This window comes from Pseudomonas sp. EA_35y_Pfl2_R5 (genome assembly GCF_963970805.1).
Lineage (GTDB): Bacteria > Pseudomonadota > Gammaproteobacteria > Pseudomonadales > Pseudomonadaceae > Aquipseudomonas.
In genome coordinates, this window is sequence record NZ_CAXAOW010000001.1 from 357,009 (window position 1) to 380,144 (window position 23,136).

The window sequence follows — 23,136 nt, forward strand, 5'->3', positions numbered from 1 at the left end:
GTGCCATCAATCGAGAGCTACGGGACTAAGGCCAGGACCAACGACCAACGGGAGTAACAGCCAAAGGCTGGCCCGCAGGGTGAGCGCTAGCGAATCAGGCGCCCCGGAGCTTTTAAGCGCAGCGTACTGCAGTACGTGAGCATTAAAAGCGAGGACGCAACGCAGCATGGCCGACGGCCCGGAGGTCGCCCCGACAGCGTTACAGCTTGATCCAGGTCGCCTTAATCTCGGTGTACTTGTCGAAGGCATGCAGCGACTTGTCGCGGCCGTTACCGGACTGCTTGAAGCCACCAAACGGCGCTGTCATATCACCGCCGTCGTACTGGTTGACCCACATGCTGCCGACACGCAGGGCCTTGGCGGCCAGGTGCGCCTTGGACAGGTTACTGGTCCAGATAGCCGCAGCCAGACCGTAGATGCTGTCATTGGCGATTTTGATGGCCTCCTCGGTGCTGTCGAATGGAATCACCGTCAGCACCGGGCCAAAGATTTCTTCCTGGGCGATGCGCATGGCGTTGTGCGCATCATCAAAGATGGTCGGCTCAACGTACTGGCCGCCGGTCTCTTCCAGAGTGCGCTTGCCACCGCAGAGCAGCTTGGCCTGATCCTTGTGGCCGGCGTCGATGTAGCCGAGCACCGCATTCAGGTGACCAGCGTCGACCAGCGCGCCGACCTTGGTGTCCGGGTCCAGGGCGTGACCGGCTTTCCAGCCCTGCATGGCCTCGAGGACCATGGGCATGAATGTGTCCTTGATTGAGCGCTCCACCAGCAAGCGCGAACCAGCGGTGCACATCTCGCCCTGGTTGAAGCAGATCGCCGCAGCAGCGGCCTCGGCCGCGGCCTTGAGGTCAGGCGCATCGGCGAAGACGATATTCGCGCTCTTGCCGCCCGCCTCCAGCCAGACGCGCTTCATGTTCGACTCGCCAGCGTAGATCATCAGCTGCTTGGCGATCTTGGTCGATCCGGTAAACACCAGGGTGTCGACATCCATATGCAGCGCCAGCGCCTTGCCGACTGTATGACCGTAACCTGGCAGGACGTTGAGTACGCCCGCCGGGATACCAGCATCCAGCGCCAGCTGCGCCATACGCAGGGCAGTCAGCGGCGATTTTTCGGACGGCTTGACGATCACCGAGTTGCCAGTGGCCAGGGCCGGGCCGAGCTTCCAGGCAGTCATGATCATCGGGAAGTTCCACGGCACGATGGCCGCCACCACGCCAACCGGCTCACGGGTCACCAGACCCAGCTCGTCATGCGGGGTAGCCGCCACTTCGTCGTAAATCTTGTCGACTGCTTCGCCGCTCCAGCGAATCGCCCGCGAGGCACCCGGCACATCGACACCCAGGGCGTCGCTGATCGGCTTGCCCATATCGAGGGTTTCCAGCAGCGCCAGTTCTTCAGCATGCTGGTCCATCAAGTCGGCGAAACGGATCATCACGCGCTTGCGCTGCGCCGGGGCCATGCGCGACCAGACGCCGGACTCGAAAGTAGCGCGGGCATCCGCCACGGCCAGCTCGGCATCGGCTAGATCACAGCTGGCGACCAGGCCAAGCAGGCGACCGTCAACCGGGCTGATGCACTCGAAGGTGGCCCCAGAAACAGCCGCGCGGTGCTCACCATGAACAAAGGCACGGCCTTCGATCTTCAGGTTGTTGGCGCGCTGCTCCCAGTCGGCACGAGTCAGGCTAGTCATTGCTACATCCTCTATCACTAGTAAAGCGCCGCAGGTGGCCGCACGCGCTGTCAATTATTCTGCATGGGCTACAGAACCGCTCATGATCTGCTGCGCGCCGGCCCTGCTGCGTTAAAAACGGGCTCGGATGCTCATGTACAACTCGTACACTCCGCTTCCTCGCCTGTTTTTGCCTTGCATGCCCCTAGCTCGCTAAATCGTGAACAGATTCTTACGACCCAATCCTGCCGGCAACACTAAACCAGAGGCCTGCACACTTCCAATATTTTTTACAAAAACTGGCAAGACCGCCTTGTTATGTGTGCTTTATTAAACATAGACTGCCGAAATCGCTACTCTACCGACAACAAGCCTGGCCTTAACAGGCGCTCCATCCCTACCGGACATGTTTATGAACATCGAAAAGATCGTCGACTTCGCCACCGCCACTACCGCACCGGAGCACTACCGCCCAGCTGCGGAAAAAGTCCTCAAGGGCAACCCCGAGCAAAGCGTGCGCAACCACTATGGCAGCCCGTGCGGTCAGTTCAATGCGGGTATCTGGGAAGGCGACATCGGCCACTGGAACATCAACTACACCGAACACGAGTACTGCGAGATTCTGCAAGGCGTCTCGGTACTGCGCGATAGAGATGGCAACGCCAAAACCCTGCGTGCGGGCGACCGCTTCGTCATCCCGGCCGGCTTCTCCGGCACTTGGGAGGTACTAGAGCCCTGCAGCAAGGTCTATGTGATCTTCGAACAAGCCAGCAGCTGAAGCTATTCATGCGTCACCCTTCGCCCGCCTTGCGCGGGCTTTTTATTGCCGGCCATTTTTAGCGCCCAGGGTTTATCACGCCAAATCGCAGGCAAGAAAAAGCCCGCTATAAAAGCGGGCTTTTTCGGCAAGGAGCCAGATCAATTACTTGATCTTGCCTTCCTTGTAGATCACGTGCTTGCGAACAACCGGATCGAATTTTTTGATTTCGATTTTGTCCGGAGTAGTGCGCTTGTTTTTGTCGGTAGTGTAGAAGTGACCAGTACCGGCACTCGAGATCAAACGGATCAATTCACGCATGACTTTCCCCTTAAACCTTTTCGCCGCGAGCGCGCAGCTCGGACAGAACGACGTCAATACCACGCTTGTCGATGCAACGCATGCCTTTGGCAGAAACGCGCAGACGTACAAAACGGTTCTCAGACTCGACCCAGAAGCGGTGATGCTGCAGGTTCGGCAGGAAACGACGACGGGTTTTGTTGTTTGCGTGGGAAATGTTATTCCCGGTTACCGGACCCTTACCGGTAACTTGACAGACTCTCGACATGCCTCAGCCCTCTAAAACCACATGCCCAACCCGGCATGGGTTGGCCGCTAATATTCAATCTTGGCGCTTAGCGCCGCGTATCTCGAGGGTCTTACCGGCCGTACCTGAAAGCGCAAGAACCGGGCCCCTACAAAAGAGCGCTGCTTTATACCAGAAAGCCCTCAGCGCAACAAGGTTAAACGTACTTTACCCGGCAAAGAGCAACCCGCTATTCCGGCGTCCAGGCCAGCCCGCAACGGCAACAGCGCAGATCGACCGCTCGTCGCCAAGACTGATTGCTCCGCCGCCAAATAATGGCCTAGGGTAAGACCCTCGCCCACGCGCCACCCTGTCAGGAGTTTGCCATGCGTCTCGCCACCCTACCGCTGCTGCTCGCCCCGCTTCTTGCGCCCGCTCTGGCCCAGGGCAACACGCTCAGCATCTGCACCGAGGCCAGTCCTGACGGCTTCGATGTGGTGCAGTACAACTCGCTGACCACCACCAACGCCTCGGCCGACGTACTGATGAACCGCCTGGTGGATTTTGATGCGCTCAGCGGCACGCTAAAACCAAGCCTGGCGCAGGCCTGGCAGGTCAGCGCGGATGGCCTGGACTACAGCTTCACACTGCGCACGGATGTGAGTTTTCACCAGACCGAGTATTTCAGCCCCAGCCGCCCACTGAATACTGATGACGTGCTGTTCAGCTTTCAGCGCATGCTCGACCCAGCTCACCCATGGCACAAGGTCGCCCCCAGCGGTTACCCGCATGCGCAATCAATGCAGCTGCCGAGCCTGATCAAAAGCATCGACAAGACCGGCGAGCACAGCCTGCGCATTAGCCTTAACCGCCCGGACGCGACCTTCCTCGCCACCCTGAGCATGGGCTTCGCTTCTATTTATTCCGCCGAATACGCCGCACAACTGCTGGCGGCCGGCACCCCGGAAGCACTTAACAGCCAGCCAATCGGCACTGGTCCGTTTGTTTTCAAACGCTTCCAGAAGGACGCCAGCGTGCGTTACAGCGCCAATCCAAGCTACTTCGCGGGCAAACCTGCGGTGGACAACCTGGTGTTCGCCATCACCCCGGACGCCAACGTGCGCCTGCAGAAACTGCGCCGCGGCGAATGCCATATCTCCCTGTCGCCCAAACCGCAGGACGTGCAGTCCATCAGCGGCGATAGCAATCTACAGAGCGCGTATACCGCTGCCTTTATGACCGCCTTCGTCGGCATCAACAGTCAGCACCCGCCGCTGGACAAAACCTCCGTGCGCCAGGCGATCAACCTGGCGTTCGATAAGGCCAGCTACCTGAAAGCGGTATTCGAGAACAGCGCCGAGGCAGCCAACGGCCCCTATCCGCCCAATACCTGGAGCTATGCCAGCGAACTGCCCGGCTACCCCCACGACCCACAGAAAGCTCGGGACCTGCTCAAGCAGGCCGGCCTGGCCGATGGTTTCAGCACCACCATCTGGACGCGTCCCACCGGCAGCGTGCTCAACCCCAACCCGAGCTTGGGCGCGCAGTTGCTGCAGGCTGATCTCGCGAAGATCGGCATCAAAGCGGAAATCCGCGTGATCGAATGGGGTGAGCTGATTCGCCGCGCTAAAGCGGGCGAGCATGACCTGCTATTCATGGGCTGGGCCGGCGACAACGGTGACCCGGACAACTTCCTCACCCCGCAGTTTGCCTGCGCCTCGCTTGAATCCGGGCTGAACTTCGCCCGTTATTGCGACCCGCAACTGGACAAGCTGATCGCCGATGGCAAAAGCGCCAGCGACCAGGCGCAGCGCAGTCAGATATATAAAGAAGCGCAGCAAATCATCCAGCAGCAGGCGCTGTGGCTACCGCTGGCCCACCCGACTGCCTACGCGCTAACGCGCAAGCAGGTCGAGGGCTATCAGGTCAGTCCGTTCGGTCGCCAGGACTTTGCCAAGGTGCGCCTGAAGCCCTAAAGCCAGCCGTACTCGGCCATCGACAGCGGCTCACCGTCGCCGACGATAAAGTGGTCGAGTACGCGCACATCCACCAGCTCCAGTGCCTCTTTCAGGCGACGGGTCAGCACCCGATCCGCCTGACTGGGTTCGGCCACACCCGACGGGTGGTTGTGGGTTAGAATCAGCGCCGCTGCGTTATGTGCCAGCGCGCGCTTAACCACCTGCCGGGGATAAACGCTGGCGCTGTCGATGGAGCCATGAAACAGCGCCTCGAACGCCAGCACACGGTGCTTGGCATCGAGAAACAGGCAGCCAAATACCTCATGTGGCTCATGCCGTAGCAACGCTTTCAGGTAATCACGCACGGCCTGGGGACTTTCCAGCGCCGAATCGCGACGCAATTGCTCGGCCAGATGACGACGGGCCATCTCCAGCACCGCCTGCAACTGGGCAAATTTGGCCGGTCCCAGCCCAAGACGCTGACTGAACGAAGATAAATCCGCCTGCAGCAAGGCGCGCAGACTGCCGAAGTCGCCCAATAGATGACGCGCCAGGTCGACCGCACTCTGCCCGGCCACACCTGTACGCAGGAAAATCGCCAGCAGTTCGGCGTCGGTCAGGGTGCCTGCGCCCTGCGTCAGCAGCTTTTCTCGCGGCCGCTCTGCCGCAGGCCAATCACGAATACTCATCACACCTCCTTGTGTGTACCAGACGCGGCAAAGCGCCGCGTCCGTGTGCCGCAAAGCCAAGCCTGGCAAGCGCTTGGCAGCGCTGCCCCACTGCAGGCTCTGTGCTATCGTAGCCCAACTTTTGCGCGGCGCCTGACCTGGGGAGGTGTCGGCGCAGCGGTAAAACCCTCTTTGATAAAAGGCAGGCCTATGCAGCGGCTGTATCGGAAACGCATCATTGTTGGCGTGGGCGGCGGTATTGCCGCGTATAAAAGTGCCGAGCTGATTCGCCGACTCAAGGACCAGGATGCCGACGTGCGCGTGGTCATGACTAAAGGCGGTCGCGAATTCATCACCCCGCTGACTCTGCAGGCACTGTCCGGACATCCGGCGCACCTCGATCTGCTCGACCCTGAAGCCGAAGCGGCCATGGGCCATATTGAACTGGCACGCTGGGCCGATCTGGTATTGATTGCCCCGGCCACCGCTGACCTTATGGCGCGTCTGGCCCAGGGCGTCGCCGACGATCTGCTGACCACCCTGGTTCTCGCCACAGATGCCCCCGTAGCCCTGGCACCGGCAATGAACCAGGCCATGTGGCGTGACCCCGCCACTCAAGCCAATGCCCAGCTGCTGACCGCACGCGGACTGCATCTGTTTGGCCCTGCGGCGGGCAGCCAGGCCTGTGGCGACGTCGGCCTGGGGCGCATGCTCGAGGCCGAACAACTGGTGCAATGCGCCGCCGATTGCTTCCAACACCAAGCACTGACCGGCAAGCACGTGCTGATTACCGCCGGCCCGACCCAGGAAAACATCGACCCGGTGCGTTACATCACCAATCACAGCTCCGGCAAGATGGGCTTTGCCCTCGCCGAAGCAGCTGCCGAGGCAGGCGCCAAGGTCACCCTGATCAGCGGCCCGGTGCACCTGCCAACGCCCGAGCGCGTCACCCGGATCAACGTCACCAGCGCCCGCGACATGCTCGCGGCCTGCGAAGCGGCGATGCCCTGTGACCTGCTGATAGCTGCCGCGGCAGTCGCCGATTACCGCCCGGAAGTGGTCGCCCAGCACAAATTGAAAAAAGACCCCACCAGTGGTGATGGTCTGCTCCTGCAAATGGTCCGTAACCCGGATATTCTCGCCACCCTGGCAGGACGCAGTGACCGGCCATTCAGCGTCGGCTTTGCTGCCGAAACCGAAAACCTGCTGGAGTACGCCTCGCGCAAGTTGCGCGACAAGAACCTCGACCTGATCGTCGCCAATGACGTGGCTAACCCCAGCATCGGCTTCAACAGTGAAGAAAACGCCATCACCATCATCGACCGTGAGCTCCAGCAGAGCAGCTTCGCCCAGACCAGCAAAAGCAAGATTGCCCGCCAACTGGTGAGCTTTATTGCCGAACGCCTCGCGCGTAGCTGATGCCTTTATTTATCGAGCAAAGAGCCTGATATGCACGCCTTACAAGCCAAAATCCTCGACCCGCGCCTGGGTAACGAATTTCCCCTGCCGCACTACGCTACGCCAGGCTCCGCCGGCCTCGACCTGCGCGCCATGCTCAAACAGGATCTGGTGCTGGAACCGGGGCAAACCGTGCTGATCCCCACCGGCCTGTCGATCTACATCGGCGACCCTGGCCTGGCCGCGATGATCCTGCCGCGCTCGGGTCTGGGTCACAAACACGGCATCGTTCTAGGGAATCTCGTCGGCCTGATCGACTCGGACTACCAGGGAGAATTGATGGTGTCCTGTTGGAATCGTGGGCAGAGCGCCTTCACCATCGCCATTGGCGAACGTATCGCCCAGCTGGTTCTGGTACCGGTGGTGCAGGCGCATTTCGAACTGGTCGAACAGTTCGATGAGAGCCAGCGCGGCGCAGGCGGCTTCGGCCACTCCGGCAGCCATTGATTACATAACCAAATTTCAGGATGAATTGCCGAGGAGGCGCTGCATGAAACTCTTCACGCGCACAGCCAAGGACGCTGACGGAGTAACCGCCAGCGCCCAACTGACCAGTGCCCCCGCCGAAGCCAAAGCGACCAAGAACAGCCCCAACGCCTTGTTACCCGGTGTGCTGGCGGCGTTACTCGGCATCATCCTGGCCGGTGCGCTGCTCTGGTTCGGCCCGCTCAATAGCGCCTATCAGCAGCAGTTGCAGCAACTTAGCCAGGCCTGGGGCGGCGGTCAGGCAACCGTATTGCAGAAGGCTTTGCAGCAACTGAGCGCCGACACCCAGGCAGCTGCGCGCAACCCGCAACTGCTGCAAGCCTTGCAGAGCCAGGATACCAACCAGATCCGCGGCGCCGAACGCAACCTCACCTACTGGCACGGGGTGGTCGACGCGCACCTCAATGCCCGCGGCCAGGCCGTGCAGGACATGGGGCGCAGCGCGCCGATGAACTTCGCTGCGTTGGATATGCTGCGCCGCGCAGAAAACGGCCAGACACCCGCACCGGAGGCATACAAGGTGGGCCAACGCTGGCTGGTCTACAGTGCTGCACCCTTGCGCCTGAGCGAAGGTGAGCCACTGCATGGCACCCTACTGCTGGCCGTGGATCTTGAGCGCCTGCTCGCCAGCCTGCCGGTGATGCCCGCCGAGATCGGCCAAATCCAGCTGATCCAGCAATTCAATAACACCGCCGCCCAGGTCCTCGCTCAGCGCGGTGAGGCGCAAGGCACCGCGCAATCATTCAGCACCGGCAACCCCAACTGGACGGTCAGCTTTACCCCCGGCCCGTCGCTGACCAATCCGGTGTTTTCGCCGCTATTGTTGATCATCGCTGGTCTGCTGGCCCTGGCTGGTGCAATTGTCGGCCTCTATCTCCTGCAAAGCAGCCTGCAGCGCCATTTGCGCGCCGACGTGCTGCAGCTGGGGCAAATGCTCAAGGAACTGTCCGCCGGTAAGGCCGTCAAAGCCTTCAGCTTGACTCTGCCAGCCTTGGATATCCTCGCGCAGAACCTCGCACGCATGCCGCGCCGCGCGTCTGAACCAGCCGTCGCGCCAGCCGCCGGCACAGGTACAACCAACCCAGGACTCGCCGCCATGCAAAAGCCCACCAGCGCTATGGTTGACCCGCTATTCCAGGACACCGACATCCTCGACATCGATATTCTCGACGAAGACCAGGACCTGCTCGGCCTCGATGAGCCGGCGCCCGCCCCCGTGCAGGCGAAAGCGCCCAAGCTGCCTGCAGACATCTTCCGCGCCTACGATATTCGTGGCGTGGTCGGCCGCACCCTGAATGCCGAAACCGCCTACTGGATCGGCCGCGCCATCGGCTCGCAGAGCCTGGCCCAGGGCGAGCCGAACATCGCCGTCGGCCGCGACGGCCGCCTCTCCGGCCCGGAGCTGGCGCAACAACTGATCCAGGGCCTGCTTGATTGCGGCTGCAACGTCAGCGATGTCGGCATGGTACCAACGCCTGTGGTGTATTACGCCGGGCATATCCTCACAGGCAAATCGGCGGTGATGCTCACCGGCAGCCACAATCCGAAGGACTACAACGGCTTCAAGATTGTTATCGCCGGCGACACCCTGGCCAACGAGCAGATTCAGGCGCTGAAAGCACGCATCGACAACAACGACCTGGCCAGCGGTGTCGGCACCGTCGAACAGGTCGATGTGCTGGAGCGCTACTTCAAGCAAATTCGCGACGACATTGCCATGGCCAAACCCATGCGCGTGGTGGTTGATTGCGGCAACGGCGTGGCCGGGGTTATCGCCCCGCAATTGATCGAGGCGCTGGGTTGCTCGGTGATTCCGCTGTACTGCGAAGTCGACGGCAACTTCCCCAATCACCACCCGGACCCTGGCAAACCGGAAAACCTGGCAGACATGATCGCCAAGGTGAAGAGCGAAAAAGCCGATATCGGCCTGGCCTTCGACGGCGACGGTGACCGCGTCGGCGTGGTGACCAATACCGGCACCGTCGTCTACCCGGACCGCCTGCTGATGCTGTTCGCCAAGGATGTGGTGTCACGCAACCCCGGCGCCGACATCATCTTCGACGTCAAATGCACGCGCCGCCTAACTCCACTGATCAGTGGCTACGGCGGGCGCCCGGTGATGTGGAAAACCGGCCACTCACTGATCAAGAAGAAAATGAAGGAAACCGGCGCACTGCTGGCCGGCGAGATGAGTGGGCATATTTTCTTCAAAGAGCGCTGGTTCGGCTTCGACGACGGCATCTATGCCGCCGCCCGTCTGCTGGAAATCCTCAGCCAGGACCGCCGCGACGCCGACCACGTGTTCAGCGCCTTCCCCAACGACGTTTCCACCCCGGAAATCAATATTCAGGTCACCGAGCAGAGCAAGTTCAGCATCATCGAACGCCTGCAGCGTGATGGTGTATGGGGTGAAGGCAATATCACCAACCTCGACGGCGTGCGTGTCGACTATCCCAGAGGCTGGGGCCTGGTGCGCGCCTCCAACACGACGCCAGTGCTGGTACTGCGCTTCGAGGCGGAAACCGAACAGGAACTCGAACGGATCAAGGAAATTTTCCGCGCCCAGCTCTACAGCGCGGTGCCCGACCTTGACCTGCCGTTCTGATTGATTAGCGATTTTTAACTGGAGCCCTGCATGACCCTCGAACGCGATGCCGCCACCAATGTCGCCAAGGTACTGTCCGAAGCACTGCCGTATATCCGCCGGTTTGTCGGCAAGACGCTGGTGATCAAATACGGCGGCAACGCCATGGAAAGCGAAGAGCTCAAGCAAGGCTTCGCCCGCGACATCGTGCTGATGAAGGCGGTCGGCATCAACCCGGTTGTCGTCCACGGCGGCGGTCCGCAAATCGGTGATCTGCTCAAGCGCCTGTCCATCGAAAGCCACTTTGTCGACGGCATGCGCGTCACCGACACTGCGACCATGGACGTGGTGGAAATGGTTCTCGGCGGCCAAGTCAACAAGAGCATCGTCAACCTGATCAACCAGCACGGCGGCAGCGCCATAGGCCTGACCGGCAAAGACGCCCAGCTAATCCGCGCCAAGAAGCTCCAGGTCAGCCGCCAAACGCCGGAGATGACCCAGCCGGAGATCATCGATATCGGCCATGTCGGCGAAGTCACCGGGGTCAACATCGACCTGCTGAATATGCTGGTCAAGGGCGACTTCATTCCGGTGATCGCACCGATTGGCGTCGGCCAGAACGGCGAGTCCTATAACATCAACGCCGACTTGGTCGCCGGCAAGGTCGCCGAAGCACTGAAAGCCGAGAAGCTGATGTTGCTGACCAATATCGCCGGCCTGATGGACAAGCAGGGCCAGGTGCTCACTGGCCTGACAACCGAGCAGGTGGATGGACTGATAGCCGATGGCACCATTTATGGCGGCATGTTGCCGAAAATCCGTTGCGCCCTGGAAGCAGTGCAAGGCGGCGTGACCAGTGCGCACATCATCGACGGCCGCGTGCCGAACGCCGTGCTGCTGGAGATCTTCACCGACAGTGGTGTGGGTACCCTGATCTGCAACCGCAAACGCCACTGAGAACCTATTTACGATCTGCTGCGCGTCGGCCCTACTGCGTTAAAAACAGGCTCGGAAGCCGCTTGTGACTAACGCGCTTCAGCGCGCCCCCGAAGGGGCGAGTGAAACGAGTAATGCTCATTTACACCAGTAAACTCCGCCTCCTCGCCTGTTTTCGCCTTGTAGGACTCTAGCTCGCGAGATCGTAAACAGATTCTAAACGGCCAGTAAGTAAATCAGGCGGCTAATCCTGGCTGATTCGCCCGCCTGATAGCCAAATGCAACCCTTGCAGTAGGTCGCCGCAACACCGAAGCTCAGTGAACTCGCACTGCCAGCCAGAGGTGTACCGCATGCCAACCGCGCCTTCCCGCGAAACCTTCAGCTTTTTCCATACGCTGCGCGTGCGCTGGGCCGAAGTCGACCCGCAGAGCATCGTGTTCAACGGTCATTACCTGACCTATGCCGATGTCGCCATCACCGAATACTTCCGTGCGCTGGGCATCAGCTACCCGGACGACCTGAGCCGCGACGGCGGCGATTTCTTTGCAATCAAGACCGTGCTCGAGTATCTGGCCCCGGCACGTTTCGATGATGAACTACAGATCGGCATTCGTGTCGCCCGCCTGGGGCGCTCGAGCCTGAGTTTTGCCATGGGTATCTGGTGCGGTGAGCAGGCGCTGACTGCCGGCGAAGTGATTTACGTGCACGCGGACAACACAAGCCGCAGCAGCAGTCCACTACCAGCGTGGCTGAAAGAGAAGGTTATGGCCTTTGAACGCTGCGCGCCGCAGCAATAGCCTTACTGGTTGCGGCCCAACAGCTCCTTTAGCCGCTCACGATCAGCATTGAAACGGCTGTCCGCTTCTGTGCGCGCTGCCTGATAACGCAGAATGTCGCCTTTAAGACGCGCTTGTTCACTCTTCTGGTTATCGATCTGCGCCAGCAAATGCGCCGGCACTGCGCGCCCGGCACGCTCATGGTCGGCAGCCTGGCTCTGCAGATTTGCCTGTTGCGTGCGCACCGACTGCAGATTGCCGCGTGCCACGCCGATCAAACCATCTAGCTCGGCCAGCTTGCGCTGACGCGCACGCTCAACGTCATCCGGCGTGCTGTACAGACGCAACAACTGTGCATCACTGCTCGCGCGGGCCTTGTCGGCAAGAATGCGTTTCATCTCCTCTGGGCTGGGTGCAGGTGGAATCACCTTGATCACCCGCCCCTGGTCATTCAGCACCTCATAGCCCTTACTGATGTGTTCCGGCGGCACCCCCTGACGACTGAGCACAGTAGTGCCCTTATCATCGACATAGCGGTACAACTCGGTCGCACCTGCCACAACCGGTAACAGTAGGCCAAGCAACAGCGAACAGCAGGTCAGGACAGTTTTATGCACAACACAGCACCTTATCAGCGGGTTAAATTCCGTACTCGGCACGATAGGCTTGTACCGCAGGCAGATACTGCTTGAGTTCAGCATCCTCTGCCAGATATTCCAGTACCTGTTCGAGTGACACAATACTCACCACCGGCACGCCGTAGTCACGCTCGACCTCCTGAATCGCAGAAAGCTCGCCCTTGCCACGTTCCTGGCGGTTTAACGCGATCAGCACACCAGCGGCCTGGGCGCTCTGCGCCTGAATGATCTGCATCACCTCACGAATCGCGGTACCGGCGGTGATCACATCATCGATGATCAGCACGCGCCCGGCCAAAGGCGCGCCAACCAGAGTGCCGCCTTCGCCGTGGTCCTTGGCTTCCTTGCGGTTGAAACACCAGGGCAGATCACGCTGATGGTGCTCGGCCAGCGCAACTGCTGTGGTTGCCGCCAGCGGAATACCCTTGTAGGCCGGGCCGAACAGCACATCGAAATCGATACCGCTGTCTACCACTGCGGCTGCGTAGAAACGGCCCAGCTGGGCCAGGGCCGAGCCGCTGTCAAACAGCCCTGCGTTGAAGAAATAAGGACTAATACGCCCAGATTTGAGGGTGAATTGACCAAAGCGCAGAACCCCACGCTCGATAGCAAAACGGATGAAATCACGTTGATACGCTTGCATTAAAAAGCCCCGGACAGCACGGATTCACTAGGTAATTTAGCTAATAGAGGTGAGCTCGGGTATCATACACGCACGTGATTTTGGGGGCCATTTATGCGGATCATCAGTGTGAACGTGAATGGTATTCATGCTGCAGTCGAGCGCGGTTTGCTCAGTTGGCTGCAAGCACAGAATGCCGACGTCATCTGCCTGCAGGACACCCGCGCCTCCGCCTTTGAACTGGACGACCAAGCCCTCCAACTGGATGGCTATTTCCTCTATGCCTGCGATGCAGAAGTGCCCAGCCAAGGTGGCGTGGCGCTGTATTCGCGGTTGCAACCCAAGGCGGTAATCAGCGGTCTGGGCTTTGAAATGGCCGATCGCTATGGGCGCTACCTGCAGGCCGATTTCGACAAAGTAAGTATTGCCACCATGCTCATGCCTTCGGGGCAGCAGGGTGATGAGAGCTTGAATCAGAAATTCAAGTTTATGGATGACTTCACCCATTATTTGGACAAGCAGCGCCGCAAGCGCCGCGAGTACATCTATTGCGGCTCGCTCTATGTGGCGCACCAGAAGCTCGACGTGAAGAACTGGCGCGACTGCCAGCAATCACCGGGCTTCCTCGCCCCGGAGCGCGCCTGGTTGGATGAAGTGATTGGCACCATGGGCTATGTCGATGCGCTGCGCGAAGTCAGCCGTGAAGGCGACCAGTTCAGTTGGTGGCCGGATAGCGAGCAGGCCGAATTACTCAACCTCGGCTATCGCTTCGACTATCAGCTGCTCACCCCCGGCATGCGTCGCAGCATCCGCAGCGCGCGGCTGCCACGCCAGCCACGCTTCTCGCAGCATGCGCCGCTGATCGTCGATTACGACTGGATACTCAGCGTATAGCCTGATAGCAGGGCACAAAAAAGCCGGCTAAGCGCCGGCTTTTTATGCTCTGCCATCCCTGGCCAGCACCCTGCGGACCGTCGTGATGCGACGTTAAAAATCGCTCCCGGCGATTGCGCAATGCTTATTTCACCAAGCGCCAAGCAAAGGGGTAACGATAAGCCTGGCCTTCATTGGCCTTGATCCCGGCAATGATGGTCAGCACCAGCGCCGCAATGCTGACCAGCACCAGCAGCGGAAAGCCCACGACGACGACCATCAGCAGGAAGCACAGCAGCGCGGCCAGAGCCACGCTGATCTGGAAGTTCAGCGCTTCCTTGCCCTGCGCATCGACGAACGGATCAAGGTCCTTCTTGATCTGCCAGACGATCAGCGGCCCAAGCAGGTTGCCAAAGGGAATCACCAGTCCGAGAAAGGCAGCGAAGTGGCAGAACATCGCCCACTGGCGGGCTTCAGGGCCGGGAACCGGTTGTGGCGCTTGGGACTCGTCGCTCATGGTGTTTCTCCTTGCGTTACGGGCTTGTAGTACAGCTCAATCAGTCAGCCAGAGCCGCTTGCTGCAACTCGAACAGCTCGGTCATGCCCTTCTGCGCCAACGCCAGCATGGCATTCAGCTCAGCCGGCTGGAATGGTGCACCTTCGGCAGTGCCCTGCACTTCGATAAAGCCACCAGTGCTAGTCATCACCACGTTGAGATCGGTTTCGGCGGCGGAGTCTTCCAGATAATCCAGATCCAACACTGGCTCGCCCTGATACATGCCCACCGATACGGCGGCTATCATCTGCTTGAGCGGATCGCCGCCTTTCAGGCCGCCACGCTTCTTGATCACTTTCAGCGCATCAATCACCGCCACCATGGCGCCGGTGATAGATGCGGTGCGGGTACCACCGTCAGCCTGGATCACGTCGCAGTCAACGTACAGGGTGTTCTCGCCCAGCTTAGACATATCCAGCGCGGCGCGCAGCGAACGGCCAATCAGGCGCTGGATTTCCAGGGTACGGCCGCCCTGCTTGCCACGGCTGGCTTCACGCTGGTTACGGTCGCCGGTGGCGCGCGGCAGCATGCCGTATTCGGCAGTCAACCAACCCTGGCCCTGACCCTTGAGAAAGCGCGGAACGCCCGACTCGACACTGACCGTGCAAATCACTTTGGTATCGCCAAATTCCACCAGTACCGAACCCTCGGCATGCTTGGTGTAGTTGCGGGTGATGCGAATCGAGCGCAACTGATCGGCGGCGCGGCCACTAGGACGTTTCATCTAGGAATTCCTGCTCTGAATAAAAAATCTGCTCGGCATTATAGGGCCGTAAGCCCGTCGTGGGTGTGCCGAATTGGGAGCGGCCGACGCACTGCGCTACAATCCTGCGCCTTTAGTTCCGACTTTTCGCGAGGTTCGCCCCATGATCCACAGCATGACTGCCTTCGCCCGCGCCGAGCAGGCGAGCGCCAGCGGCACCCTGAGCTGGGAGCTGCGCTCGGTCAACCATCGCTACCTGGAACCCCATCTGCGCTTGCCGGAAAGCTTCCGCGACCTCGAAGGCGCGGTGCGCGAAGCGCTGCGCAACGGCCTGTCGCGCGGTAAAGTCGAATGCACCCTGCGCTTCAGTGACGACAATGCCGGCAAAGCCCTGCAAGTCGACCTGGAGCGCGCAGCACAGCTGGTCGCAGCCGCCGAAAGCGTGGCTGGCTTGATCAAGCAGCCCGCCGCACTCAACCCGCTGGAAGTGCTCGGTTGGCCCGGTGTACTGGTGGCCGACGCAGCCGACCCGCAGACACTCAATCAAAGCGCCCTGGCGTTGTTCAGCCAAGCGCTGAGCGAACTGAAACAAAGCCGCGAACGCGAAGGCAGCGAGCTGGCCAAACTACTCAATGAGCGCCTGGACAGCATCCTCGAACAAGTAGTTGCCCTGCGCGAACTGGTGCCGCTGATGCTTGCCGGGCAGCGCCAGAAAATTCTCGACCGCTGCGCCGAGATGCAGGCCGAGCTGGACCCGCAGCGCCTGGAGCAGGAGCTTGTGCTACTCGCGCAGAAAAGTGATGTCGCCGAAGAGCTGGACCGCCTCAGCACCCACGTCAGCGAAGTGCGCCGCGTATTGAAAACCGGCGGCCAAGCCGGCCGGCGTCTGGACTTCCTGATGCAGGAACTCAACCGCGAAGCCAATACCCTCGGCTCAAAGGCTTTCGATACGCGCAGTACTCAGGCGGCGGTCAACCTCAAGGTGCTGATCGAGCAGATGCGCGAACAAGTACAGAACATCGAGTAAGCCAGACAGCCACTGCTACTCTTCGAACAACGCGTTCCAGGATTGATCCATGAGCATAACCACCGGCACCCTCTACATTATTTCCGCCCCGTCCGGCGCGGGCAAGACCAGCCTGGTCAAGGCGCTGATTGACAGCGAAGCGCAGATTCGCGTGTCCGTGTCGCACACCACGCGTGCCATGCGCCCGGGCGAGGTGGATGGGGTGAACTACCACTTCGTCAGCCGCGAGCAGTTCCACGCCATGCTCGACAAGACCGAATTTCTTGAACACGCGGAAGTCTTCGGCAACCTCTATGGCACCTCGCAAGAATGGGTCAAACAGACCCTGCGCGACGGTTTCGACCTGATTCTGGAAATCGACTGGCAAGGCGCGCAACAGGTCCGTCGACTGATGCCGGAAGCCAAATCCATCTTTATTCTGCCGCCGACCCAGGAAGCGCTGCGTCACCGCCTGACCAATCGCGGCCAGGACAGCGGCGAGATCATCGAGCGCCGCATGCGTGAAGCCGTCAGCGAAATGAGCCACTACGTTGAGTACGACTACCTGCTGATCAACGATGACTTCGCCCACGCCTTGAGCGATCTGAAGGCGATTTTCCGCGCCAATCAGCTGCTGCAAGGTCCACAACAGCAACGCCACAGCGGTTTGCTCAGCGAGTTACTGGTCTGACTTATCGCGCTGCGGCAAATCAACGCTTCCCTTAATGCTGGTGATTTTTTAGACTATCCAGTCCGCTCGCCCATTTGGGGCCCAGCTCTACTACGCATTTGCTACGAGGAACACCATGGCCCGCGTTACCGTCGAAGATTGCCTGGATCACGTTGATAACCGCTTTGAGCTGGTCATGCTCGCCACCAAGCGCTCGCGCCAACTGGCTACCGGTGGCAAAGAGCCGAAGCTGGCTTGGGAAAATGACAAGCCGACCGTGGTCGCGCTGCGCGAAATCGCTGCTGGCCTGATGAGCTACGACGTCATCGCCCAAGACGACATCGTCGAAGAAGAACCACTGTTTGCTGCATTCGAGGAAGAGGCTAACGAGCCTCTGTAAGCCTATGCCGGGTCGACGTCGTCAGGCGCAGGGTCATCTGAGTCGGCAAGGGGAACACCCATGCCGAGCATAGACGCCCTCGCCGACAGACTTTCGACCTACCTCGACGGCGACCAGGTCAACCTGGTTCGCCGCGCCTACTTCTACGCCGAACAAGCCCACGACGGTCAACGCCGCCGCAGCGGCGAAGCTTACGTCACCCATCCCTTAGCGGTGGCGAGCATCCTGGCTGACATGCACATGGACCATCAGAGCCTGATGGCCGCGATGCTACATGACGTAATCGAAGACACCGGTATCGCCAAGGAAGCCCTGGACGCGCAGTTCGGCGAATCCGTGGCCGAACTGGTTGATGGGGTCAGCAAACTGACCCAGATGAACTTCGAGACCAAGGCCGAGGCCCAGGCCGAGAACTTCCAGAAAATGGCCATGGCGATGGCCCGCGACATCCGCGTGATTCTGGTCAAGCTGGCCGACCGCCTGCATAACATGCGCACCCTGGAAGTGCTGTCCGGCGAAAAACGCCGACGCATTGCCAAGGAAACCCTGGAAATCTACGCACCGATTGCCAACCGCCTGGGCATGCACAGCATGCGCATCGAGTTCGAAGACCTGGGCTTCAAGGCCATGCACCCGATGCGCTCCGAGCGCATCCGCACAGCGGTCAAGCGTGCTCGGGGCAACCGCAAGGAAATCGTCAACAAGATCGAAGAGTCGATCACCCACTGCCTGGCCCGTGAAGGCATGGAAGGCGAGGTGATGGGCCGCGAGAAGCATCTATACGGCATTTACCAGAAGATGCGCGGCAAACGTCGGGCGTTCAACGAAATCATGGATGTTTACGCCTTCCGCATCGTCGTCGACAAGGTCGACACCTGCTACCGCGTGCTCGGCGCCGTGCATAACCTGTATAAGCCCCTGCCCGGCCGCTTCAAGGATTACATCGCGATACCCAAGGCCAACGGCTATCAGTCGCTGCACACCACGCTGTTCGGCATGCACGGCGTACCGATCGAGATCCAGATCCGCACCCGCGAGATGGAAGAGTTGGCCAACAACGGCATTGCCGCGCACTGGCTATACAAATCCAACGAGGAAGACCAGCCCAAAGGCAGCCATGCCCGCGCGCGCCAGTGGGTCAAGGGCGTGCTGGAGATGCAGCAACGCGCCGGCAACTCGCTGGAATTTATCGAGAGCGTGAAGATCGACCTGTTCCCCGACGAGGTCTACGTGTTCACGCCCAAGGGCCGCATCATGGAGCTGCCGAAAGGCTCCACCGCGGTCGACTTCGCTTACGCGGTGCACACCGACGTCGGCAACACTTGCATCGCCTGCCGCATCAACCGCCGCCTGGCGCCGCTGTCGCAAGCCCTGGAAAGTGGCTCGACGGTGGAAATCGTCACCGCCCCTGGCGCACGGCCAAACCCGGCCTGGCTGAGTTTTGTAGTCACTGGCAAGGCGCGCACACATATCCGCCACGCGCTGAAACTGCAGCGCCGCTCGGAATCCATCAGTTTGGGCGAACGCCTGTTGAACAAGGTGCTGGCCGGCTTCGACAGCCGCGTCGACAAGCTCTCGCCCGAGCGGGTTCAGGCGGTGCTCGCCGAATACCATCAGGAGGTGATCGAAGACCTGCTGGAAGATATCGGCCTGGGCAACCGTATGGCTTATGTGGTGGCGCGCCGGTTGCTCAGCGAAGGTGGCGAAGAACTGCCGAGCCCTGAAGGGCCGTTGGCGATCCGCGGCACCGAAGGTCTGGTGCTGAGTTACGCCAAGTGCTGCACACCAATTCCGGGCGACCCGATTGTCGGCCATCTGTCGGCCGGCAAAGGCATGGTGGTGCACTTGGATACCTGCCGCAATATCGGCGAGGTTCGGCATAACCCGGAAAAATGCATCCAGCTGTCCTGGGCCAAGGACGTGGTCGGCGAGTTCAATGTCGAATTACGCATCGAACTGGAACACCAGCGCGGCCTGATCGCCCTGCTGGCCGGCAGCGTGAATGCCGCCGATGGCAATATCGAGAAGATCAGCATGGACGAGCGTGACGGCCGCATCAGCGTCGTGCAGCTGGTGGTCAGTGTGCATGACCGCGTACACCTGGCCCGGGTGATCAAGAAGCTACGCGCCCTGACCGGGGTAATCCGCATCACCCGCGCGCGCGCCTGATCCGCCAACATCCGAATTGAACAGCGCAATCAACCACCAGCTGTACTTTGACAGCCGCAGTGGCTTTCACCCAACCTAGGCAATCTAACTGGCAGCGCGCCCGTGCACGCTGCAGTGTTCCTCCACATCAGCTTTACAGGAGTTCCCATGAGCAAGAGCGTTATCACCAGCGACAAGGCCCCAGCCGCAATCGGCACCTACTCCCAGGCGATCAAGGCAGGCAACACCGTGTACATGTCCGGGCAGATCCCACTGGACCCGAAAACCATGGAACTGGTGGAAGGCTTCGAAGCCCAGACCGTGCAGGTATTCGAGAACCTCAAGGCCGTGGCCGAAGCCGCTGGCGGCTCGTTCAAGGACATCGTCAAGCTGAACATCTTCCTCACTGATCTGTCGCATTTCGCCAAGGTCAATGAAGTCATGGGCCGTTACTTCGAGCAGCCCTACCCGGCCCGCGCAGCCATCGGCGTAGCCGCCCTGCCACGCGGCTCGCAGGTGGAAATGGACGCTATTCTGGTTCTCGAATAAGCCCCTGGCGGGGCCACTGCCCCGCCCTTTCCCTCTTGAGGACGCCGCATGCGTTGCCTGTTTGTAGCCCTACTCACCGGCGTCCTGCTCAGCGGTTGCGCCAGCACGCCGCAAGAGCCCAGCGGCACCTGGATCAACCAGGCGGCCATTGACGCCGCCGTCGAAAGCGGCAACCTGCGCGAAGCCCTGCTGGCTTACGGTCCCAACCTGGAATGGCAGCTCGACAACCCGCGCCAGCTGGCCAGCTTCAGCAATGGCTTCGAACGCGGCGAGGGCAGCTTCGAGCGCCAGGCCGACGGCCAGCTGCGCGTGCACTTCTACGGTGATTTTCAGGAAACCCTGAGCCTCAGCGACGATGAGCTGGTCCAGACGCAAAGCGATACCTGGCCGGAGCAGCGCTTTGTCCGTGCACCCACCGCGCCAGGCCCGCTTGCGCCCGCGGGAAGCAGCTTCGAGCAGGCGTTATACAGCGCCTATCTGGGCGGCACCTGGTTGATCGAGGAGGGTCTGGGCGAAGGCGGCCTGGTGCTGTTCCAGGCCGATGGCAGCCTGCAAGGCCTGCCAGGCGCCGAACGTTATGCCTTGTGTCTAGCAGGTGACTGCGCGGCAATGAGCGGCGAGTTCGACAGCCTCTGGCTGCAACTGGGCGACCAGGGGCAGAGCTGGCTGTTCGAGCGCGAAGGCAATCAGCTGCGCGTCTTCGAGGCGCTCAACCGCTCACAGATCGATGAAATGCCCAGCTACTACAAAGGCCAGCAGCGCTGGCTGTTGGTCAAACGTTAGGCCGAAGCGAACGCTACAACTGCGCCAGAATCGCCCGGTAACCCTCGCGGTAGCTCGCGTAATACGGCGTCCAACCCAGGGCGCGGGCGCGGGCGTTGCTGCAACGCTTGCTGCCGGAGCGGCGTACCGTCGACTGCTCGGACCAATGGCTGACCTCCAGCTGCTCGCGCAACCAGCCCACCACCTCATGCAGCGGCGCAGGCTGATCGTCAACGCCGATATAGCAATCATCCAGCGCCACACCACGGGCATCGGCCTGTAGCAGATAGGCCAGTAGCCCGGCCGCGTCATCGACATGAATGCGGTTGCCATACAGCGGCGGCTCGCTGACTACCCGATAACCCTGGCGCACCTGCTTGAGCAACCATTCGCGGCCTGGACCGTAGATGCCGGTTAGGCGTACCAGGCTGGCGGGCAGCCCGCTATGCAAGGCCAGCTGCTCGGCCTCGCGCATGATCCGCCCGGAGTAGCTATCGGCCTCAGCAGGCGAATTTTCATCCACCCACTCGCCGAGCTGTTGGCCATACACGCCGCTGCTGGAGACAAACAGCAGGCGCTTGGGCCGTTGGCCCTGTTGCGCCAGCCAGCCCAGTACGCGGCGCAGGCCATCGACATAGGCAGCGCGGTAGCCGGCCTCATCGTGTTCGGTGGCGGCCGCGCAATACACCAGGTAATCCAGTGGTTCGCTCGGCCAGGCAGCCGGGCAGGCATCGGCGTGCAGATCACCGGCAACCGGGCGAATACCCTGTGGCAGCAGTGCCACGCTGCGGCGCAGGCCATACACCGTCCAGCCTGCAGCGCTTAGCTGCTGACCCAGGCGGCTGCCGACATCGCCGCAGCCGGCGATCATCAGTGTCTTACTCATCGTTGCGTATTCCCTGGTTGTTCATCAGGGCAACAGTGCCACCAAGCTGGCCTGTTGCACCAGCTCCAATAGCGGCTGTGGATACACACCGAGGAAGAACGCCAGCACGGCGACAAACAGCAGCATCATGCCGCCAGCACGCTGCGCCCAGTTGAACGGCGCATCGTGACGACGCAGGTTCGGCTCGACCATAAACAGGGTGACCATCACCCGCAGGTAATAGAACACGCCGATGGCGCTGCCGATAACCAGGGCGGCGAGCAGCCACCACTGTTGCGATTGCACGCCCACTGCGACCACGTAGAACTTGCCGATAAACCCAGCTGTCAGCGGAATGCCGGCCAGCGACAGCATCATCACGGTGAGCACCGCCGTCAGGTACGGACGGCGCCAGAACAGCCCGCGGTATTCGTAGAGGGCATCGGCATCACGGCCGTTGTAAGGCGTCGACATCAGGGTGATTACACCGAACGCACCCAGGCTGGTCAGCACATAGGTGGCCAGGTACACGCCAACCGCTTCCACGGCCAAGCCCTTGCTGGCGATCAGCGCCACCAGCAGGTAGCCAAAGTGGGCAATGGAGGAATAACCGAGCAGACGCTTGAGGTTGTTCTGCAGCAGCGCCAGCAGGTTACCGAAGATGATCGAGGCGATGGCGATCAGCGTTAGCAGATCATTCAACCAGCCGCCTGCGGTGGCCGGCGACATCTGATACAGACGCAGCAGCACGGCAAATACCGCGACCTTGCTGGCCGTGGCGAGGAAGGCTGCCACCGGAGCCGGCGCGCCCTCGTAAACGTCAGGCGTCCACAAATGGAACGGCACCAGCGACAGCTTGAAGGACAGGCCAATCAGCATCATGCCCACACCCAACTGCGCGAGCATGCTCGGCAGGCCATCGGCGGCCAGCTTGGCACCGATGCCGGCGAAGGTCAGGTTGCCCGACTCGGCGTACAGCAGCGCCATGCCAAACAGCAGAAACGCCGAACCGGCGGCGGACAGCACCATGTACTTGATGCCGGCTTCCAGCGAACGCTTGTTGAAAAAGGCGTAGGCGATCATGCCGTAGGTCGGCACCGAGAGCAGTTCCAGGCCGATAAACAGCCCAGCCAGATGCTGCGCGCTGACCAGCACCAGACCACCGGCGGCAGACAGCAGCATCAGCAGGTACAACTCTTCGCGGTTGCCCGGGTAACCCTTGCCGGACTCGCCGCCCAGGTAGGCGTGAGTCAACGTCACACAGGCCAGCGTCGCGGCCAGCACCAGAGCCATGTAGTAGCAGGCGAATTTATCCACCAACAGCAGCGGCGTGACCTCGATGGGCGTTACGCCCAGAGCCGGCAACAGTGATAGCAGCGCCAGGTTAAGGCCCAGCACCGAAAGGCCGAAGGTCAGCGTGTGGTTGCGCTTCCAGGCGATGGCCAGCATCACCAGCACCACCGTGGCACTGGTGATCAGCAGCGGCAGCAGCGCGATAAAGTGTTGAGTCGTGAATTCCACA

The 23,136-nt window shown here is 60.9% G+C and carries 24 protein-coding genes; 14 read left to right on the top strand and 10 right to left on the bottom strand.

Features of this window, described 5'->3' with window-relative positions:
* Positions 1–199: 199 nt before the first annotated feature.
* Positions 200–1,693 carry an aldehyde dehydrogenase gene (locus AACX99_RS01555; RefSeq protein ID WP_339409091.1) on the bottom strand — a complete coding sequence of 498 codons (1,494 nt, stop codon included), beginning with the start codon at positions 1,691–1,693 and terminating at the stop codon, positions 200–202.
* Between the two features lie 391 nt (positions 1,694–2,084).
* Between AACX99_RS01555 and AACX99_RS01560 the strand changes: the two genes are divergently transcribed.
* A complete protein-coding gene (locus AACX99_RS01560) occupies positions 2,085–2,450 on the top strand; it encodes a cupin domain-containing protein (RefSeq protein WP_339409092.1) in 366 nt (121 codons plus the stop codon).
* A 144-nt stretch (positions 2,451–2,594) separates the two neighbouring features.
* Here the strand turns inward: AACX99_RS01560 and rpmG are convergent, their stop codons facing one another.
* Together rpmG and rpmB are read right to left on the bottom strand one after the other, a co-directional pair.
* Positions 2,595–2,750 (bottom strand): 50S ribosomal protein L33, encoded by a 156-nt coding sequence (gene rpmG / locus AACX99_RS01565; protein ID WP_007894709.1) that lies wholly within the window; start codon positions 2,748–2,750, stop codon positions 2,595–2,597.
* A gap of 10 nt (positions 2,751–2,760) precedes the next feature.
* On the bottom strand, positions 2,761–2,997 hold the full coding sequence (gene rpmB, locus AACX99_RS01570; RefSeq protein WP_090240685.1) for a 50S ribosomal protein L28: 237 nt from the start codon (positions 2,995–2,997) through the stop codon (positions 2,761–2,763).
* 344 nt (positions 2,998–3,341) lie between these two features.
* Between rpmB and AACX99_RS01575 the strand changes: the two genes are divergently transcribed.
* On the top strand, positions 3,342–4,931 hold the full coding sequence (locus AACX99_RS01575) for an ABC transporter substrate-binding protein (RefSeq protein ID WP_339409093.1): 1,590 nt from the start codon (positions 3,342–3,344) through the stop codon (positions 4,929–4,931).
* Here AACX99_RS01575 and radC read toward each other — a convergent pair.
* The gene (radC, locus tag AACX99_RS01580) at positions 4,928–5,602 is read right to left on the bottom strand and encodes a RadC family protein (protein WP_339409094.1); all 675 of its coding nucleotides are present in this window, start codon (positions 5,600–5,602) and stop codon (positions 4,928–4,930) included. The two genes, AACX99_RS01575 and radC, sit on opposite strands and share 4 nt — an antisense overlap.
* Positions 5,603–5,791: 189 nt before the next feature.
* On the opposite strand from radC, the gene coaBC reads away from it, so the two are divergent.
* The 5 genes from coaBC (at position 5,792) to AACX99_RS01605 (ending at position 11,843) form a co-directional block, all read left to right on the top strand.
* Entirely contained in the window at positions 5,792–7,000 is a 1,209-nt protein-coding gene (gene coaBC / locus AACX99_RS01585) for a bifunctional phosphopantothenoylcysteine decarboxylase/phosphopantothenate--cysteine ligase CoaBC (protein WP_339409095.1), read from the top strand.
* 30 nt (positions 7,001–7,030) lie between these two features.
* Positions 7,031–7,486, top strand: a complete 456-nt coding sequence (gene dut, locus AACX99_RS01590; RefSeq protein ID WP_339409096.1) for a dUTP diphosphatase — start codon at positions 7,031–7,033, stop codon at positions 7,484–7,486.
* 1,255 nt (positions 7,487–8,741) lie between these two features.
* Complete coding sequence (gene algC / locus AACX99_RS01595) at positions 8,742–10,130, top strand: phosphomannomutase/phosphoglucomutase (RefSeq protein WP_339409647.1); 1,389 nt, start codon at positions 8,742–8,744, stop codon at positions 10,128–10,130.
* A 30-nt stretch (positions 10,131–10,160) separates the two neighbouring features.
* Positions 10,161–11,066 carry an acetylglutamate kinase gene (gene argB / locus AACX99_RS01600; RefSeq protein ID WP_339409097.1) on the top strand — a complete coding sequence of 302 codons (906 nt, stop codon included), beginning with the start codon at positions 10,161–10,163 and terminating at the stop codon, positions 11,064–11,066.
* A gap of 330 nt (positions 11,067–11,396) precedes the next feature.
* Positions 11,397–11,843, top strand: coding sequence for an acyl-CoA thioesterase (locus AACX99_RS01605; RefSeq protein WP_339409098.1), 447 nt, complete (start codon positions 11,397–11,399; stop codon positions 11,841–11,843).
* Between the two features lie 2 nt (positions 11,844–11,845).
* Here the strand turns inward: AACX99_RS01605 and AACX99_RS01610 are convergent, their stop codons facing one another.
* Positions 11,846–12,439, bottom strand: a complete 594-nt coding sequence (locus AACX99_RS01610) for a DUF4124 domain-containing protein (RefSeq protein ID WP_339409099.1) — start codon at positions 12,437–12,439, stop codon at positions 11,846–11,848.
* Between the two features lie 22 nt (positions 12,440–12,461).
* Entirely contained in the window at positions 12,462–13,103 is a 642-nt protein-coding gene (gene pyrE / locus AACX99_RS01615; RefSeq protein ID WP_339409100.1) for an orotate phosphoribosyltransferase, read from the bottom strand.
* Between the two features lie 93 nt (positions 13,104–13,196).
* Here pyrE and AACX99_RS01620 point away from each other — a divergent pair, with 93 nt between their 5' ends.
* The gene (locus AACX99_RS01620; protein ID WP_339409101.1) at positions 13,197–13,976 is read left to right on the top strand and encodes an exodeoxyribonuclease III; all 780 of its coding nucleotides are present in this window, start codon (positions 13,197–13,199) and stop codon (positions 13,974–13,976) included.
* 124 nt (positions 13,977–14,100) lie between these two features.
* On the opposite strand, the gene AACX99_RS01625 is transcribed toward AACX99_RS01620, so the two are convergent.
* Positions 14,101–14,472, bottom strand: coding sequence for a DUF4870 domain-containing protein (locus AACX99_RS01625; protein ID WP_160013746.1), 372 nt, complete (start codon positions 14,470–14,472; stop codon positions 14,101–14,103).
* A gap of 40 nt (positions 14,473–14,512) precedes the next feature.
* The gene (rph, locus tag AACX99_RS01630; RefSeq protein WP_090379746.1) at positions 14,513–15,235 is read right to left on the bottom strand and encodes a ribonuclease PH; all 723 of its coding nucleotides are present in this window, start codon (positions 15,233–15,235) and stop codon (positions 14,513–14,515) included.
* A 142-nt stretch (positions 15,236–15,377) separates the two neighbouring features.
* Here rph and AACX99_RS01635 point away from each other — a divergent pair, with 142 nt between their 5' ends.
* From AACX99_RS01635 to AACX99_RS01660, 6 genes are all read left to right on the top strand, one after another.
* Positions 15,378–16,241 carry a YicC/YloC family endoribonuclease gene (locus AACX99_RS01635; protein WP_339409102.1) on the top strand — a complete coding sequence of 288 codons (864 nt, stop codon included), beginning with the start codon at positions 15,378–15,380 and terminating at the stop codon, positions 16,239–16,241.
* A gap of 49 nt (positions 16,242–16,290) precedes the next feature.
* On the top strand, positions 16,291–16,911 hold the full coding sequence (gmk, locus tag AACX99_RS01640) for a guanylate kinase (protein WP_090250563.1): 621 nt from the start codon (positions 16,291–16,293) through the stop codon (positions 16,909–16,911).
* Between the two features lie 115 nt (positions 16,912–17,026).
* Entirely contained in the window at positions 17,027–17,290 is a 264-nt protein-coding gene (gene rpoZ / locus AACX99_RS01645; RefSeq protein ID WP_090250565.1) for a DNA-directed RNA polymerase subunit omega, read from the top strand.
* A gap of 60 nt (positions 17,291–17,350) precedes the next feature.
* On the top strand, positions 17,351–19,459 hold the full coding sequence (gene spoT / locus AACX99_RS01650) for a bifunctional GTP diphosphokinase/guanosine-3',5'-bis pyrophosphate 3'-pyrophosphohydrolase (protein ID WP_339409103.1): 2,109 nt from the start codon (positions 17,351–17,353) through the stop codon (positions 19,457–19,459).
* Between the two features lie 147 nt (positions 19,460–19,606).
* Positions 19,607–19,987 (top strand): RidA family protein, encoded by a 381-nt coding sequence (locus AACX99_RS01655; RefSeq protein ID WP_090250570.1) that lies wholly within the window; start codon positions 19,607–19,609, stop codon positions 19,985–19,987.
* A gap of 48 nt (positions 19,988–20,035) precedes the next feature.
* Positions 20,036–20,770, top strand: coding sequence for a hypothetical protein (locus AACX99_RS01660; protein ID WP_339409104.1), 735 nt, complete (start codon positions 20,036–20,038; stop codon positions 20,768–20,770).
* 13 nt (positions 20,771–20,783) lie between these two features.
* On the opposite strand, the gene AACX99_RS01665 is transcribed toward AACX99_RS01660, so the two are convergent.
* Together AACX99_RS01665 and nuoN are read right to left on the bottom strand one after the other, a co-directional pair.
* A complete protein-coding gene (locus AACX99_RS01665; protein WP_339409105.1) occupies positions 20,784–21,635 on the bottom strand; it encodes an SDR family oxidoreductase in 852 nt (283 codons plus the stop codon).
* Between the two features lie 24 nt (positions 21,636–21,659).
* Positions 21,660–23,135 (bottom strand): NADH-quinone oxidoreductase subunit NuoN, encoded by a 1,476-nt coding sequence (gene nuoN / locus AACX99_RS01670; RefSeq protein ID WP_339409106.1) that lies wholly within the window; start codon positions 23,133–23,135, stop codon positions 21,660–21,662.
* Position 23,136: the final 1 nt, after the last annotated feature.